Origin of the sequence: Pseudomonas sp. S5D5 (assembly GCF_003013355.1) — a bacterium.
Taxonomy (GTDB): Bacteria; Pseudomonadota; Gammaproteobacteria; order Pseudomonadales; family Pseudomonadaceae; genus Aquipseudomonas; species Aquipseudomonas aylmerensis.
The window spans coordinates 728,285-741,544 of sequence record NZ_PTEO01000001.1; the positions used below are offsets into that span (position 1 = coordinate 728,285).

The window sequence follows — 13,260 nt, forward strand, 5'->3', positions numbered from 1 at the left end:
TGAAGATGTCAATGCAAGTAATGCGCGGCTGGGCGACTCGGCATGCGTCCTGGATGGGCCTGATCGGGCTGCTGGGGGCAACGCAGGAGGTGCAGGCCGGTGACTACGATGGCTCACCCCAGGTCGCCGAATTTGTCGGTGAGATGACCCGCGACTACGGTTTCGCCGGTGAACAACTGATGGGCGTGTTCCGCGAAGCCCAGCGCAAGCAGGCGATTCTCGACGCCATCTCCCGTCCCGCCGAGCGCGTGAAGCAGTGGAAGGAATATCGCCCGATGTTCCTGACCGACGCCCGCGTGGCCCGTGGCGTGGACTTCTGGCGCCAGCACGAGGCCGTACTGGCCCGCGCCGAGCAGGAGTACGGCGTGCCGGCCCAGGTGATTGTCGCAATTATCGGCATCGAAACCTTCTACGGCCGCAACACCGGCAGCTACCGGGTGATCGACGCCCTGTCGACCCTGGGTTTCGACTACCCGCCGCGCGCCGACTTCTTCCGCAAGGAGCTGCGTGAGTTCCTGCTGTTGGCCCGCGAAGAGCAGGTCGACCCGCTGACCCTCAAGGGTTCCTACGCCGGTGCCATGGGCCTGCCGCAGTTCATGCCGAGCAGCTTCCGCGCTTATGCCGTGGATTTTGACGGCGACGGGCACATCAATATCTGGAGCAATCCCGACGACGCCATCGGCAGTGTGGCCAGCTACTTCAAACGCCACGGCTGGGTCGCCGGCGAACCGGTGGTGATCCGTGCCGATGTGACCGGCGATCGCGCCGATGAAGGCCTGACCCAGGGTATCGAGCCGGCCAAGACGGTCGGGGAGTTGCGGGCGCTGGGCTGGTCGAGTCAGAATGCGCCACGCGATGATATGCCGGTGACGGCGTTCCGCCTCGAAGGCGAAAATGGCCCTGAATACTGGATGGGCCTGAAGAATTTCTACGCAATCACGCGTTATAACCGCAGTGTGATGTACGCCATGGCCGTGCATCAGCTGTCAGACATGCTGGTCCAAGCACGGGGCAACAAGTAATGCGGGCATCGCCGTTCAATAAACCGCTCAAGCTGGTGGCGTTCGCCGCGTTGTCCTTGCTGGTTGTCAGTTGTTCCACCAGTCGCGGTCCGGCGCAGAAGTCCGGCGGCACCGCCATCCGTTCCCAGCCTGGCCTGGACATCAACCGCGCGCACAAAGATGGCGCGCCGTGGTGGGATGTCGACGTATCGAAGATCCCGGATGCCACGCCAACCCTGCACACCGGCGCCTACAAGGCCAACCCGTATACCGTGCTGGGCAAGACCTATTTCCCGCTGCAGGAATCCAAGACCTACGTGCAATCGGGCACGGCGTCCTGGTACGGCACCAAGTTCCACGGCCAGAACACCGCCAACGGCGAAGTGTATGACCTGTATGGCATGAGCGCGGCGCACAAGACCCTGCCGCTGCCCAGCTATGTGCGCGTGACCAACCTGGACAACAATCGCACGGTGATCCTGCGCGTCAACGACCGTGGGCCGTTCTATTCGGACCGGATTATCGACTTGTCCTACGCCGCTGCGAAGAAACTCGGCTACGCCGAAACCGGCACCGCGCGGGTCAAGGTCGAGGGGATCGACCCGGCGCAGTACTGGGCCCAGCGTGGCAAGCCGGCGCCGTTGATGCTCAACGAACCGCAAACGCCGCAACCACAGATTACCGCGTCGGCCGGCAAGGTCGAGCAGTGGACACCGCCGCCGGCGCAGCACGCGCCGGACACCGTGGCCGTGCCTCAGGCCGCGCCGGGCAGTTCGATGGCGGGCGGGCAGTACCTGCAGGTGGGCGCTTTCGCCAACCCGGATGCGGCAGAACTGTTAAGGTCCAAGCTGAGCAGCATGGTCAGCGCGCCGGTCTTCATCAGCTCCATCGTGCGTAACCAGCAGACCCTGCACCGTGTGCGCATGGGCCCGATCGGCTCGCCGAGCGAGGTCGCGCAAGTGCAGAACAGCGTGCGCCTGGCCAACCTGGGGCAACCCAGCGTGGTCACCGCCGAATAAGAAAGATTGATGGTTCTGGCCCGTGCGCGGGCTTGAACCCTGGTTGTTGGCTCGTTGAACAATAAAAACCCAGGGGCAAGGGGTGAGCGGGCAACCGAACACGTGACAGTCTGGTAGCGGGCTGTCTGAATAAGTTTTGCCCGCGAGGGCAAGTTTCCATAAGCAATTTCGAGAGACGGATGAACATCACCACCTTAGCCAAACGCACGTGCCTGCTTCTTTCGCTGATCATCACCCCGGCCGCCTGGGCGGTTGAAATGGTGCCGGCTTCCCCGCAACTGGCTGCCAAGGCCTGGGTCCTCATGGATGCCGCCAGCGGCAACGTGCTGGTCGAGAACAACGGTGACCAGCGCCTGCCCCCAGCCAGCCTGACCAAGCTGATGACCGCCTACATCGCGACCCTGGAAATCCGTCGCGGCCAGATCGGCGAGAACGACCCGGTCACCGTCAGCGAAAACGCCTGGCGCACCGGCGGTTCGCGGATGTTCATCAAGGTCGGCTCGCAAGTGACCGTGAGCGACCTGCTGCACGGCATCATCATTCAGTCCGGTAACGACGCCAGCGTGGCCCTGTCCGAGCACATCGCCGGCAGCGAAGACGCGTTCGCCGACATGATGAACAAAACCGTGGCTGACCTGGGCATGACCAACAGCCACTTCATGAACCCGACCGGCCTGCCAAACCCAGAGCACTACTCGTCGGCTCACGACATGGCGATCCTGGCGCGCGCGATCATCCGCGTCGACCCGGTGCACTACGCGATCTACTCCCAGAAGGAATTCTTCTGGAACAATATCAAGCAGCCTAACCGCAACCTGCTGCTGTGGCGCGACAAGACCGTCGACGGTCTGAAAACCGGCCACACCGAAGAAGCCGGTTACTGCATGGTGTCGTCCGCCGTACGTGATGGCCAGCGCCTGATCGCCGTCGTATTCGGCACCAACAGCGAGCAGGCCCGTGCGGCCGAGACGCAAAAACTGCTGACCTACGGTTTCCGCTTCTTCGAAACCCAGACCTTCTATCAGAAGGGTGCTGAGCTGGCGACGGCTCCGGTCTGGAAAGGCGCAACCTCGCAGGTCAAGGCCGGCCTGGCTGAAGACCTGACCCTGACCATGCCTAAAGGCCAGCTGAAAAAGCTCGCGGCCAGCATGACCATGAACCCGCAATTGGTCGCGCCAATCGCCAAGGGTGACGTGATCGGTAAGGTCGAAGTGAAACTGGACGACAAGGTGGTGCACAGCGCCGACCTGATCGCGCTGGACGCCGTCGACGAAGGTGGTATCTTCCGCCGCGTGTGGGATAGCATCCGTCTATTCTTCTACAGCTTGTTCAACTGATTAGTGTGCACCTGCAAAGCCCCGTGTTGATCCGACACGGGGCTTTGCCCGTCGCCACGGCTTACGCTTACGAGGCCGTTTCGCCATGACCGATAAAGAAGTAGAAGTAAAGGCGCCCAAGATCGAATTCCCAGTGACGGATTATCCCGTCAAGGTGATCAGCGATACCGGCGTGGGCCGCAAGGACAAGATTCTCGAGATCGTCAGAAAACACGCGACGATCAACGACAACCGTGTGGACGAGCGTCAGAGCTCCACCGGCAAATACACCACGATCCAGTTGCACATCGTTGCCACGGATCAGGACCAGCTCTACAACATCAACAGTGAACTGCGGGCCACCGGCTTCGTGCACATGGTGCTGTGATGTCGCATACCCTGGGCTTTCGCGAGCTCGGCCAGATGGACTATGAGCCCGTCTGGCACGCCATGCAGCGCTTCACCAATGAGCGCGGCAGCTCGGCCCCCGATGAGATCTGGCTGGTGGAACACCCGCCGGTATTTACCCAGGGCCAGGCCGGCAAGGCCGAACATCTGCTGCTGCCAGGTGATATTCCGGTGGTGCAGGTCGACCGAGGTGGCCAAGTGACTTACCATGGGCCGGGTCAACTGGTGGCGTACCTGCTGCTGGACGTACGCAAGCTTGGGTTTGGCGTACGCGACCTGGTGAGCCGCATGGAGGCTTGCCTGATCGAGCTGTTGGCCAGTTACGGCGTGACCGCCGCGGCCAAGCCCGATGCACCCGGTGTGTATGTGGACGGCGCGAAAATCGCCTCCCTCGGTTTGCGCATTCGCCACGGTTGTTCCTTTCATGGCCTGGCCTTGAACGTGGACATGGACCTGGCGCCGTTTCGGCGGATCAACCCGTGCGGTTACGCCGGGCTGGCGATGACCCAACTGAGCGACCACGCCACACCGATTAAATTTGCCGAGGTAAGTGCCCGGCTGCGTGCGCAGCTCGTCAAACACCTCGACTATGCTGAGCAGACGACCCTCACGGGCGGAATCGACTGATTATGACTACTGATGCAGTGCAAACCATGATCCCGACGCTGGACATCACCGAGCGTCCGGCCCCGGCCCCGCGTGCCAAGGTGGAAGCCGGCGTAAAGCTGCGCGGCGCCGAGAAGGTTGCACGCATCCCGGTCAAGATCATCCCGACCACCGAACTGCCGAAGAAGCCTGACTGGATTCGCGTGCGCATCCCGGTTTCGCCGGAAGTCGACCGTATCAAGGCCCTGCTGCGCAAACACAAGCTGCACAGCGTGTGCGAAGAAGCCTCCTGCCCGAACCTGGGTGAGTGCTTCTCCGGCGGCACCGCCACGTTCATGATCATGGGTGATATCTGCACCCGTCGTTGCCCGTTCTGCGACGTCGGCCACGGCCGGCCGAAGCCACTGGACGTCAACGAACCGGAAAGCCTGGCCATCGCCATCGCCGACCTGAAACTCAAGTACGTGGTGATTACCTCGGTAGACCGCGACGACCTGCGTGACGGCGGTGCCCAGCACTTTGCCGACTGCATCCGCGAAATCCGCAAACTGTCGCCGAACGTGATGCTCGAAACCCTGGTGCCCGACTACCGTGGCCGCATGGACGTAGCGCTGGAAATCACCGCTGCCGAGCCGCCGGATGTGTTCAACCACAACCTGGAAACCGTGCCACGCCTGTACAAGGCCGCGCGCCCAGGTTCGGACTACCAGTGGTCGCTGACCCTGCTGCAGAAATTCAAGCAGATGATGCCGCACATCCCGACCAAATCCGGCCTGATGCTGGGCTTGGGCGAGACCGACGACGAAGTGATCGAAGTCATGAAGCGCATGCGCGAACACGACATCGACATGCTGACCCTCGGCCAGTACCTGCAGCCGTCCCGCAGCCACTTGCCGGTCCAGCGCTTCGTGCACCCGGACACCTTCGCCTGGTTCGCCGAGGAAGGCTACAAGATGGGCTTCAAGAACGTCGCATCGGGCCCGCTGGTACGTTCCTCGTACCACGCTGACGAACAGGCCAAGCTGGTCAAGGCCAGCCTGGTTTCGTAAGCCGGCCCCGATTCAATTGTAGAAGCCGGTTTGTGTGGGAGCTGGCTTGCCTGCGATAGCTTCACCTCGGTGCATCTGTTGCATCGAAGTGACCGCATCGCCGGCAAGCCAGCTCCTACAGTTGTTTCTGCGTCACCGATATGGAGAGCATGGATGACCACTCAACTCGCGGCCGCCGTACCTGCTTTACGCAGTGAAGGCACCATCGCCCTGATCGCCCCCGCCGGCCCTGCCGCGCTGGACGTTGAAAAAGCCGGGCAATGGATGCGTGCCCGTGGCTACGACCTGCGAATCTTCCCCGGTGTGTATGAGCGCGACGGCTACCTGGCCGGCAGCGATGACGTGCGCCTGCATGACCTCCATACCGCCTTCGCCGACCCTGAAATCGATGCGATCTTCTGCCTGCGCGGAGGCTATGGCACGCCGCGCTTGCTCGATCGCCTGGATTTCGACCTGCTGCGCGCCAATCCCAAGCCGTTCGTGGGTTACAGCGACATCACCGCGGTGCACCTGGCGATCAGCCGCTACGCCGGTTTCGTGACCTTCCACGGGCCGATGCTCAATGCCGACCTGCTCGGCGACAAGCAGCAACCCACCGAGTCTTCCTTGTTCAGCCTGCTGCGCGGCCAACTGGGCAGCGGCAGCCTGTTGGCACACCCGGTGGCGTACCCGTTGACCACGATTGAGCCTGGCATTGCCTGTGGGCGCTTGCTGGGTGGCAACCTGTCGATGATCGCCGCGGTCATGGGCACCCCGTTTGAAATCGACGCGCAGGGCATCATCCTGCTGATCGAGGACGTCAACGAGCCGATCTACCGCATCGACCGCCTGCTGACGCACCTGCGACTGGCGGGCAAGCTTGCACAAGTGGCCGGTGTGCTGGTGGGGGATGTGGCGGGTGTGGACGCTGTGGCGCTGGAGCGCCTGCTTAAACAGACCTTCGCCCCATTGGGCATTCCGGTGTTGTCTGGCTGGCGCAGCGGGCATTGCGACCCGAACCTGACGCTGCCGATGGGCGCGCTGGTGCGGTTGGATGCGGGGGAGAAGCGGCTGATGCTGGAGCAGGATGTCGTGCTCAAAGGCTGAGTTTGATGTTGCCTGTCACGCCGTCTTCGCAGGCAAGCCAGCTCCCACATTTGGAATGCACTCCCCTGTGGGAGCTGGCTTGCCTGCGATAGCGGTAGTTGCCTTCCGACGCCCTACCGGGTCTGCAGCGACTCCAGCAGTTCCGCCGTCGGATAGCCATCTGCCAGCCAGCCAGCTCCCACATTTGGAATGCATTCCCCTGTGGGAGCTGGCTTGCCTGCGATAGCGGTAGTTGCTTTACGACGCTCTACCGGTTCTGCAGCGACTCCAGCAGTTTCACTGGCGGATAGCCATCGCAGGCAAGCCAGCTCCCACATTTGGAATGCATTCCCCTGTGGGAGCTGGCTTGCCTGCGATGGCGGAAGTTGCCTTACGACGCTCTACCGGGTCTGCATTGACTCCAGCAGTTTCACTGTCGGATAGCTATCGCAGGCCAGCCAGCTCCCGCATTTGGAATGCATTCCCCCGTGGGAGCTGGCTTGCCTGCGATAGCGTTAGTTGCCTTACGACGCCCTACCGGGTTTGCAGCGACTCCAGCAGATTCACCGTCGGATAGCTATCGGCCGGCCAGCCAGCTCCCACATTTGGAATGCATTCCCCTGTGGGAGCTGGCTTGCCTGCGATAGCGGTAGTTGCCTTACGACGCTCTACCGGGTCTGCAGCGACTCCAGCAGTTTAACCGTCGGATAGCCATCCGCCGGCCAGCCCAGCGCCTGCTGCGCTGCACGAATCGCCTTGCGCGTGTTGGCGCCGATGATGCCGTCCGGGTTGCCGGCGTCATAGCCTTTGGCGCTCAGCGCCGTTTGCAGGTCTATGCGCTGGGAGCGACTCAGCGGCAGCTCATCCTTGGGCCAATCGCCACGAATCACGCCGCCGCCGGCGAAGCGCTCTGACAGCAGCCCCACCGCTAATGCATAGGACGACGAGTTGTTGTACTTGAGGATCGCGCGGAAGTTATCCAGCACCAGGAACGCCGGCCCACGGTAGCCGGCCGGCAGCAGCAGGGCGGCGGATAACGAGTCGACATTCGGTGGCAGGCTCGCGCCCGGTGGCAACTGAATCCCCAACTTCAGCCAGTCGGCCACGCTTTTGCGGATGCCGCCATCAGCCAGTGCATAGTCGAAGTTCGCCGGCAATTGCTTGACTTCAAAGCCCCACGGCTGGCCTTTCTGCCAGCCGGAGCTTTGCAGGTAATGCGCGGTGGAGGCGAGGGCATCGGCAGGGCTGTTCCAGATGTCGCGGCGACCGTCGCCGTCGAAGTCCACGGCGTGGGTGTTGTAGGTCGTCGGGATGAACTGGGTCTGGCCCATGGCGCCGGCCCAGGAGCCTTTCATCTGGTCGGCCTGGATATCGCCGTGCTGGATGATCTGCAGCGCCGCGAGCAATTGCGCCTGGGCAAAGGCCGGGCGACGGCCTTCATAGGCGAGGGTCGCCAGGGAGCGGATCACGGAGTTGTTGCCCTGGAACTGGCCGAAGTTACTCTCCATGCCCCACACCGATACCAGCGCCTGACGGTCGACGCCGTAGCGTTGTTCGATGCTTTGCAGGATGTCGGCGTACTTGATCAGCAGCGCCTGGCCATTGCGCACCCGCACCGGCGACAGCGCGCCGTCGAGGTATTCCCACACCGGACGGGAAAATTCCGGCTGGCTGCGGTCGGCACGAATCACGGCCATGTCGGGGGTGACATTGGCGAAGGCATTGTCGAACACGGCGGCAGTGATGCCGGCCTGCAGGGCTTGCACACGGAAGCCAGCCTGCCATTCGGCAAAGGTCTGGGTCGGTTGGATATCGAGGTTGTCCACGGCCAGCGGGGCGACGACGGCGGGCGCTGCGACAGGGGCGGTCTGGAGCGTCGGCAGGGGCTGGGCGTCAGCAGCGGTGGGTTTTTCCGCGCAGGCGACAAGCAGAATGAGGCTGGAGGCAGCGATCAATTGGCGAAGGTGCCAACGACGGGAAAGACTAGAGGGCATGCACAGGTCCAGGGATTACAAATCAGGTGCAGACCTTATCATGCCAGAGGGGCGCTTGCCTTCAGGCAGCCAGAAAGTAAGAAGCCTCCCAGCTATTAGACTGGAAGGCTTCGCGGCGGTAGCTGCCTTTGCCCTTGCCGGCGCGTTCCTGACGGCTGCGGAACAGTGGCTGGGCGATGATGGATTTGGCCTTGTTGGGGCCATGCTTGGATGGCTTTTTGCTCATGGTCGGTACTCTCGTGGGGTGGGGCAACGGCGCAAATAATCTGCCGAAGTTGCGCCGCTGTAAAGCCCGCTGATATGTCAGACCGTACGCCATAACTTGTAGGCACCGATTGGCGGGCGATGGCGTTCCTGGGATCACGGCTGCCCCCGAGGGGCTCATCGCCGGCCAGCCGGCGCCTATAGGGCGCTGGGTTATTCGGCGGGCAATGTCAGGCGCTGGCCGGCCATCAACAGCGACAGGCGACTCAGGCTCATCCATGGCGAACCGGCCGCTTGGCCCTTGATCTGCGCATCGATGCGCTGCGCTTCCAGCAGCAGTTGCGCCCAGCGTTGCGCCGAGTGCCGTTGCAGGGCCTTGCTCATCAGGGGTTTGCGCTTGTCCCACACCGGCGGCCGGGCCTGGCTGAAGCATTTGTCCAGCGGCGTGCCCTGGCTGTATTGCAGGGAGATATTGGCCAGTACCCGCAGTTCGCGGGCCAGCGCCCAGAGAATCACCGGCGGCTCGACGCCTTCGCCGCGCAGGCCCTCAAGCATGCGCAGGGCGTGGGCGGGTTCACCGTTGAGGATCGCGTCCACCAGCCCGAACACGTCAAAACGCGCACTGTCGGCCACGGCGCCCTGGACGGTCTCGACGGTAATCTGCCCGTCTTCGGCCATCAGCTTGAGCTTCTCGATCTCCTGGGCGGCGGCAAGCAGGTTGCCTTCCACGCGGGCGGCGATCAGCTCCACGGCGTCCTGGGTCGCCGACAGGCCGGATTGGGACAGGCGCTGGCGAATCCATTGCGGCAATTGGTTGCTGTCCACCGGCCAGATCTGGATGAACTGGGTTTGCGCCCCTTCCACCAGGGCCTTGCCCCACTTGGTTTTCTGCGCGCTGCCGTCAAGCTTGGGCAGGCTGATCAACAGCACCGTGTCCTCGGCGGGGCGCGAGCAGTATTCCATCAGGGCGGCCGCGCCTTTGTCGCCGGGCTTGCCCGAAGGCAGGCGCAGTTCCAGCAGGCGCTTTTCGGCAAACAGCGACATGCTCGCGCCGGCTTGCAGCAACGTGCCCCAGTCGAAACTGGCGTCGGCGCTGAAGACCTGGCGTTCATCGAAGCCTTGCTGGCGTGCGGCGGTGCGAATGGCGTCGGCGGCTTCCTGGCACAGCAGCGGGTCATCACCGCTGACAATGTAGACAGGCGCGAGGCCACCTTGCAGGTGTTTGGCGAGTTGGGCGGGGGCGAGTTTCATAGGCAGGGCGAACGGGGCGCCTGGGGCGCCCCGTCGGGCTTACTCGACTGGGACTTCAACAGGCGACTGTTTCGGCGTGTTGTCTTCGTACTCTTGCGCCGCTTTCAGCGCGTCGGCATCGGCCTTGGCCTTGTCGTCAGCGCGTTGTTGCAAGGTCGCGAGTTGTTCCGGGGTGATCATCGACAGGCGCAGGACCATGCGCTGTACCAGCTCACGACGCATTTCCTTGCGCACCTGGATGATTTCGGAGTCCGAGCCCACGAGGTTGTTGCCGTCGTGGCTGACGATTTTCTGCACCTGGATGTCGTCACTCATCAAAGGCAGGTGATCGCGACCCTGAACTTCAAAGCTGAGCATGGTGCTCAGTTCGATGTCGGAAGCACGGCCGGCGCTGGCGTAGCTCAGGTTGCGCTGGGTCTCTTTTTCATTGGCCAGGAACAGCTTGTAGGTCGCGCCGGTGTAGACGTGAACGCCGCTGTTTTCCAGGACCTGACGCAGCTGGGTGACGGTTTCGCTGTAGGCGTCGCGGGCGCTGACGTCCAGTTCCTTGATCGCCAGTTCGTTGGTGCCGGTACCGCGCAGCTGGAAGCCGCAAGCGCTCAGCAGCACGGCGAGGCCCATAACCAGCAGGTTGCGTTTGATCATTTTGTTGCTCCCCTTGAAACCATGTGGGCCTTATCGAGGCCCTGAAGGCTTTGTTCGGCGCAGGGCTCAAGCCCTGCGCCCGATCCGATTAGCTAGCGACGATGTTGACCAGTTTGCCAGGCACCACGATCACTTTGCGGATCGTCAGGCCTTCGGTAAAGCGCAGCACGTTCTCGTTGACGCGTGCGACTGCTTCGACTTCCTCGCGAGTAGCGGTGGCTGGCATGTCGATCTGGCCACGCAGCTTGCCGTTGACCTGGATTACCAGCTGCAGCGTGTCCTGTACCAGGGCGCTGTCGTCCTGCACCGGCCAGCGCGCATCGATCACCGCGTCGCTGTGGCCCAGGCGGCTCCACAGGTCGTGGCTGATGTGCGGGGTGATCGGCGCGAGCAGCAGGGTGACTGTTTCCAGGCCTTCCTGTACCAGCGCGCGGTCCTGTTCGGTGGCCTGTGGGGCTTTTTCCAGCACGTTCATCAGCGTCATCACCTGGGCGATGGCGGTGTTGAACTTGTGGTTCTGGCCCACGTCCTGGCTGGCTTGCTTGATTGCCAGGTGGGTGCTGCGGCGAATGGCTTTCTGCTCGTCGCTCAGTGCGGCGATATCCAGCTTGCCCGGCAGGCCCTGGCTGATGTGGGCATGCGCCAGGCGCCAGACGCGCTTGAGGAAACGGTGCGAACCTTCGACGCCGGAGTCGGACCATTCGGCGCTCATGTCGGGCGGCGAGGCGAACATCATGAACAGGCGGCAGGTGTCGGCGCCGAACTGGTCGATCATCGACTGGGGGTCGACGCCGTTGTTCTTCGACTTGGCCATCTTCTCGGTGCCGCCGATTTCCACCGGCAGGCCGTCGGCGATCAGCTTGGCGCTGATGACCTTGGCTTTGCTGTCGCGCTCGAGCTCGACGTCTGCCGGATTGAACCAGGTGTAGGCGCCGTTGGCTTCGCGGCGATAGTAGGTCTCGGCGACCACCATGCCCTGGGTCAGCAGGTTCTTGAACGGCTCATCGGAGCTCACCAGGCCTTCGTCGCGCATCAGCTTGTGGAAGAAGCGCGCGTACAGCAGGTGAAGAATGGCGTGTTCGATACCACCGATGTACTGGTCTACCGGCAGCCAGTGGTCGGCCGCGGTTTTTTCCACCAGGCCGCCTTCATAGTGCGGCGAAGCGTAGCGTGCGTAGTACCACGAGGATTCGACGAAGGTGTCCATGGTGTCGGTTTCACGCTTGGCAGGCTGGCCGCATTTCGGGCAGCTGCACTCGTAGAACTCGGGCATGCGCGCCAGGGGCGAGCCAGCGCCATCCGGCACCACGTCTTCCGGCAGGACGACCGGCAGTTGGTCTTCCGGCACGGGGACGTCACCGCAGCTGTCGCAGTGGATGATCGGGATCGGGCAGCCCCAGTAGCGCTGGCGGCTGATGCCCCAGTCGCGCAGGCGGAACTGGGTGCGCGAGGCTCCGAGGTTTTTCTTCACCAGTGCAACTTCGATCGCGTCGAAAGCGCCCTGGAAGTCCAGGCCGTCAAATTCACCGGAGTTGATCAGTGTGCCGTGCTCGCCGTAGGCGTCTTGCCACGGGGCCGGGTTGGTGTCGCCCGAGCTGGTGCGCACCACGGATTTGATCGGCAGGCTGTATTTGGTGGCGAACTCGAAATCGCGTTCGTCGTGGGCCGGTACTGCCATTACTGCGCCATCGCCGTAATGCATCAGCACGTAGTTGGCGACCCACACCGGCAGTTTTTCGCCGGTCAGCGGGTGCTCGACGAACAGCCCGGTCGGCAGGCCTTTTTTCTCTTGGGTGGCGACGTCGGCTTCGGCCACGCTGCCGCCTTTGCATTCGGCGATGAACGCCTGCAGCTCAGGGTTGTTCTGTGCGGCCTGGGTGGCCAGCGGGTGCTCAGCGGCCACGGCGACGTAGGTCGCGCCCATCAGGGTGTCCGGACGGGTGGTGAAGACTTTGAGTGCGCCCGCTTCGCCGATCGAGTCGACGTTGTACGGGAACTGCACTTCCATGCCCTTGGACTTGCCGATCCAGTTGCGCTGCATGGTCTTGACCTGTTCAGGCCAGCCCGGCAGGTCATCGAGGCTCGACAGCAGTTCATCCGCGTAGGCGGTGATCTTGAAGTAGTACATCGGGATTTCGCGCTTTTCGATCAGCGCGCCGGAGCGCCAGCCGCGACCGTCGATCACCTGCTCGTTAGCCAGTACGGTCTGGTCGAGCGGGTCCCAGTTCACGGTGCCGCTCTTCTTGTAGATCACACCTTTTTCGAACAGGCGCGTGAACAGCCATTGTTCCCAGCGGTAGTAATCCGGCTTGCAGGTGGTCACTTCGCGAGACCAGTCCACCGCCAGGCCCAGGCTGCGCAGCTGGGTCTTCATGTAGGCGATGTTTTCGTAGGTCCACTTGGCGGGCGCCACGTTGTTTTTCATCGCGGCGTTTTCTGCCGGCATGCCGAAGGCGTCCCAACCCATGGGTTGCAGGACGTTCTTGCCTTGCATGCGCTGGTAGCGCGAGATGACGTCGCCGATGGTGTAGTTACGCACGTGCCCCATGTGTAGCTTGCCGCTGGGGTAAGGGAACATCGATAGGCAGTAGTAAGTCTCCTTGCCTGGCTGTTCACTGACTTCAAAGGACTTTTGCTCGTCCCAGAAGGTTTGGGCGGCATTTTCTATTTCACGGGGCTGATATTGTTCGTGCATGGCTACT

The 13,260-nt window shown here is 62.7% G+C and carries 12 protein-coding genes; 7 read left to right on the forward strand and 5 right to left on the reverse strand.

The window, feature by feature from the left end; genetic code table 11:
* Positions 1-11 precede the first annotated feature (11 nt).
* The 7 genes from mltB to C9990_RS03550 all read left to right on the forward strand — a co-directional run bounded on the left by mltB (position 12) and on the right by C9990_RS03550 (position 6,485).
* Positions 12-1,022, forward strand: a complete 1,011-nt coding sequence (gene mltB, locus C9990_RS03515; protein ID WP_065910072.1) for a lytic murein transglycosylase B — start codon at positions 12-14, stop codon at positions 1,020-1,022.
* On the forward strand, positions 1,022-2,020 hold the full coding sequence (locus C9990_RS03520; RefSeq protein WP_065910074.1) for a septal ring lytic transglycosylase RlpA family protein: 999 nt from the start codon (positions 1,022-1,024) through the stop codon (positions 2,018-2,020). The genes mltB and C9990_RS03520 overlap by 1 nt, the downstream gene beginning before the upstream one ends.
* 179 nt (positions 2,021-2,199) lie before the next feature.
* On the forward strand, positions 2,200-3,357 hold the full coding sequence (locus C9990_RS03525; RefSeq protein ID WP_065910075.1) for a D-alanyl-D-alanine carboxypeptidase family protein: 1,158 nt from the start codon (positions 2,200-2,202) through the stop codon (positions 3,355-3,357).
* Between the two features lie 85 nt (positions 3,358-3,442).
* Complete coding sequence (locus C9990_RS03530) at positions 3,443-3,724, forward strand: DUF493 domain-containing protein (protein ID WP_043047980.1); 282 nt, start codon at positions 3,443-3,445, stop codon at positions 3,722-3,724.
* Entirely contained in the window at positions 3,724-4,371 is a 648-nt protein-coding gene (gene lipB, locus C9990_RS03535; RefSeq protein WP_065910077.1) for a lipoyl(octanoyl) transferase LipB, read from the forward strand. The genes C9990_RS03530 and lipB overlap by 1 nt, the downstream gene beginning before the upstream one ends.
* Before the next feature lie 26 nt (positions 4,372-4,397).
* Positions 4,398-5,399, forward strand: coding sequence for a lipoyl synthase (gene lipA, locus C9990_RS03540; protein WP_162473202.1), 1,002 nt, complete (start codon positions 4,398-4,400; stop codon positions 5,397-5,399).
* Positions 5,400-5,552: 153 nt separating this feature from the next.
* The gene (locus C9990_RS03550; RefSeq protein WP_106802536.1) at positions 5,553-6,485 is read left to right on the forward strand and encodes an LD-carboxypeptidase; all 933 of its coding nucleotides are present in this window, start codon (positions 5,553-5,555) and stop codon (positions 6,483-6,485) included.
* Between the two features lie 647 nt (positions 6,486-7,132).
* Here the strand turns inward: C9990_RS03550 and C9990_RS03555 are convergent.
* The 5 genes from C9990_RS03555 to leuS all read right to left on the reverse strand — a co-directional run bounded on the left by C9990_RS03555 (position 7,133) and on the right by leuS (position 13,253).
* On the reverse strand, positions 7,133-8,458 hold the full coding sequence (locus C9990_RS03555; RefSeq protein ID WP_106802537.1) for a lytic murein transglycosylase: 1,326 nt from the start codon (positions 8,456-8,458) through the stop codon (positions 7,133-7,135).
* 61 nt (positions 8,459-8,519) lie between these two features.
* Positions 8,520-8,684, reverse strand: a complete 165-nt coding sequence (gene arfA / locus C9990_RS03560; RefSeq protein WP_003176285.1) for an alternative ribosome rescue factor ArfA — start codon at positions 8,682-8,684, stop codon at positions 8,520-8,522.
* 191 nt (positions 8,685-8,875) lie between these two features.
* Entirely contained in the window at positions 8,876-9,913 is a 1,038-nt protein-coding gene (gene holA / locus C9990_RS03565) for a DNA polymerase III subunit delta (protein WP_065910085.1), read from the reverse strand.
* A gap of 39 nt (positions 9,914-9,952) precedes the next feature.
* Positions 9,953-10,558: an LPS assembly lipoprotein LptE gene (gene lptE / locus C9990_RS03570; RefSeq protein ID WP_106802538.1), complete on the reverse strand. Its 606-nt coding sequence runs from the start codon at positions 10,556-10,558 to the stop codon at positions 9,953-9,955.
* An 88-nt stretch (positions 10,559-10,646) separates the two neighbouring features.
* On the reverse strand, positions 10,647-13,253 hold the full coding sequence (gene leuS, locus C9990_RS03575; RefSeq protein WP_106802539.1) for a leucine--tRNA ligase: 2,607 nt from the start codon (positions 13,251-13,253) through the stop codon (positions 10,647-10,649).
* Between the last annotated feature and the right edge of the window lie 7 nt (positions 13,254-13,260).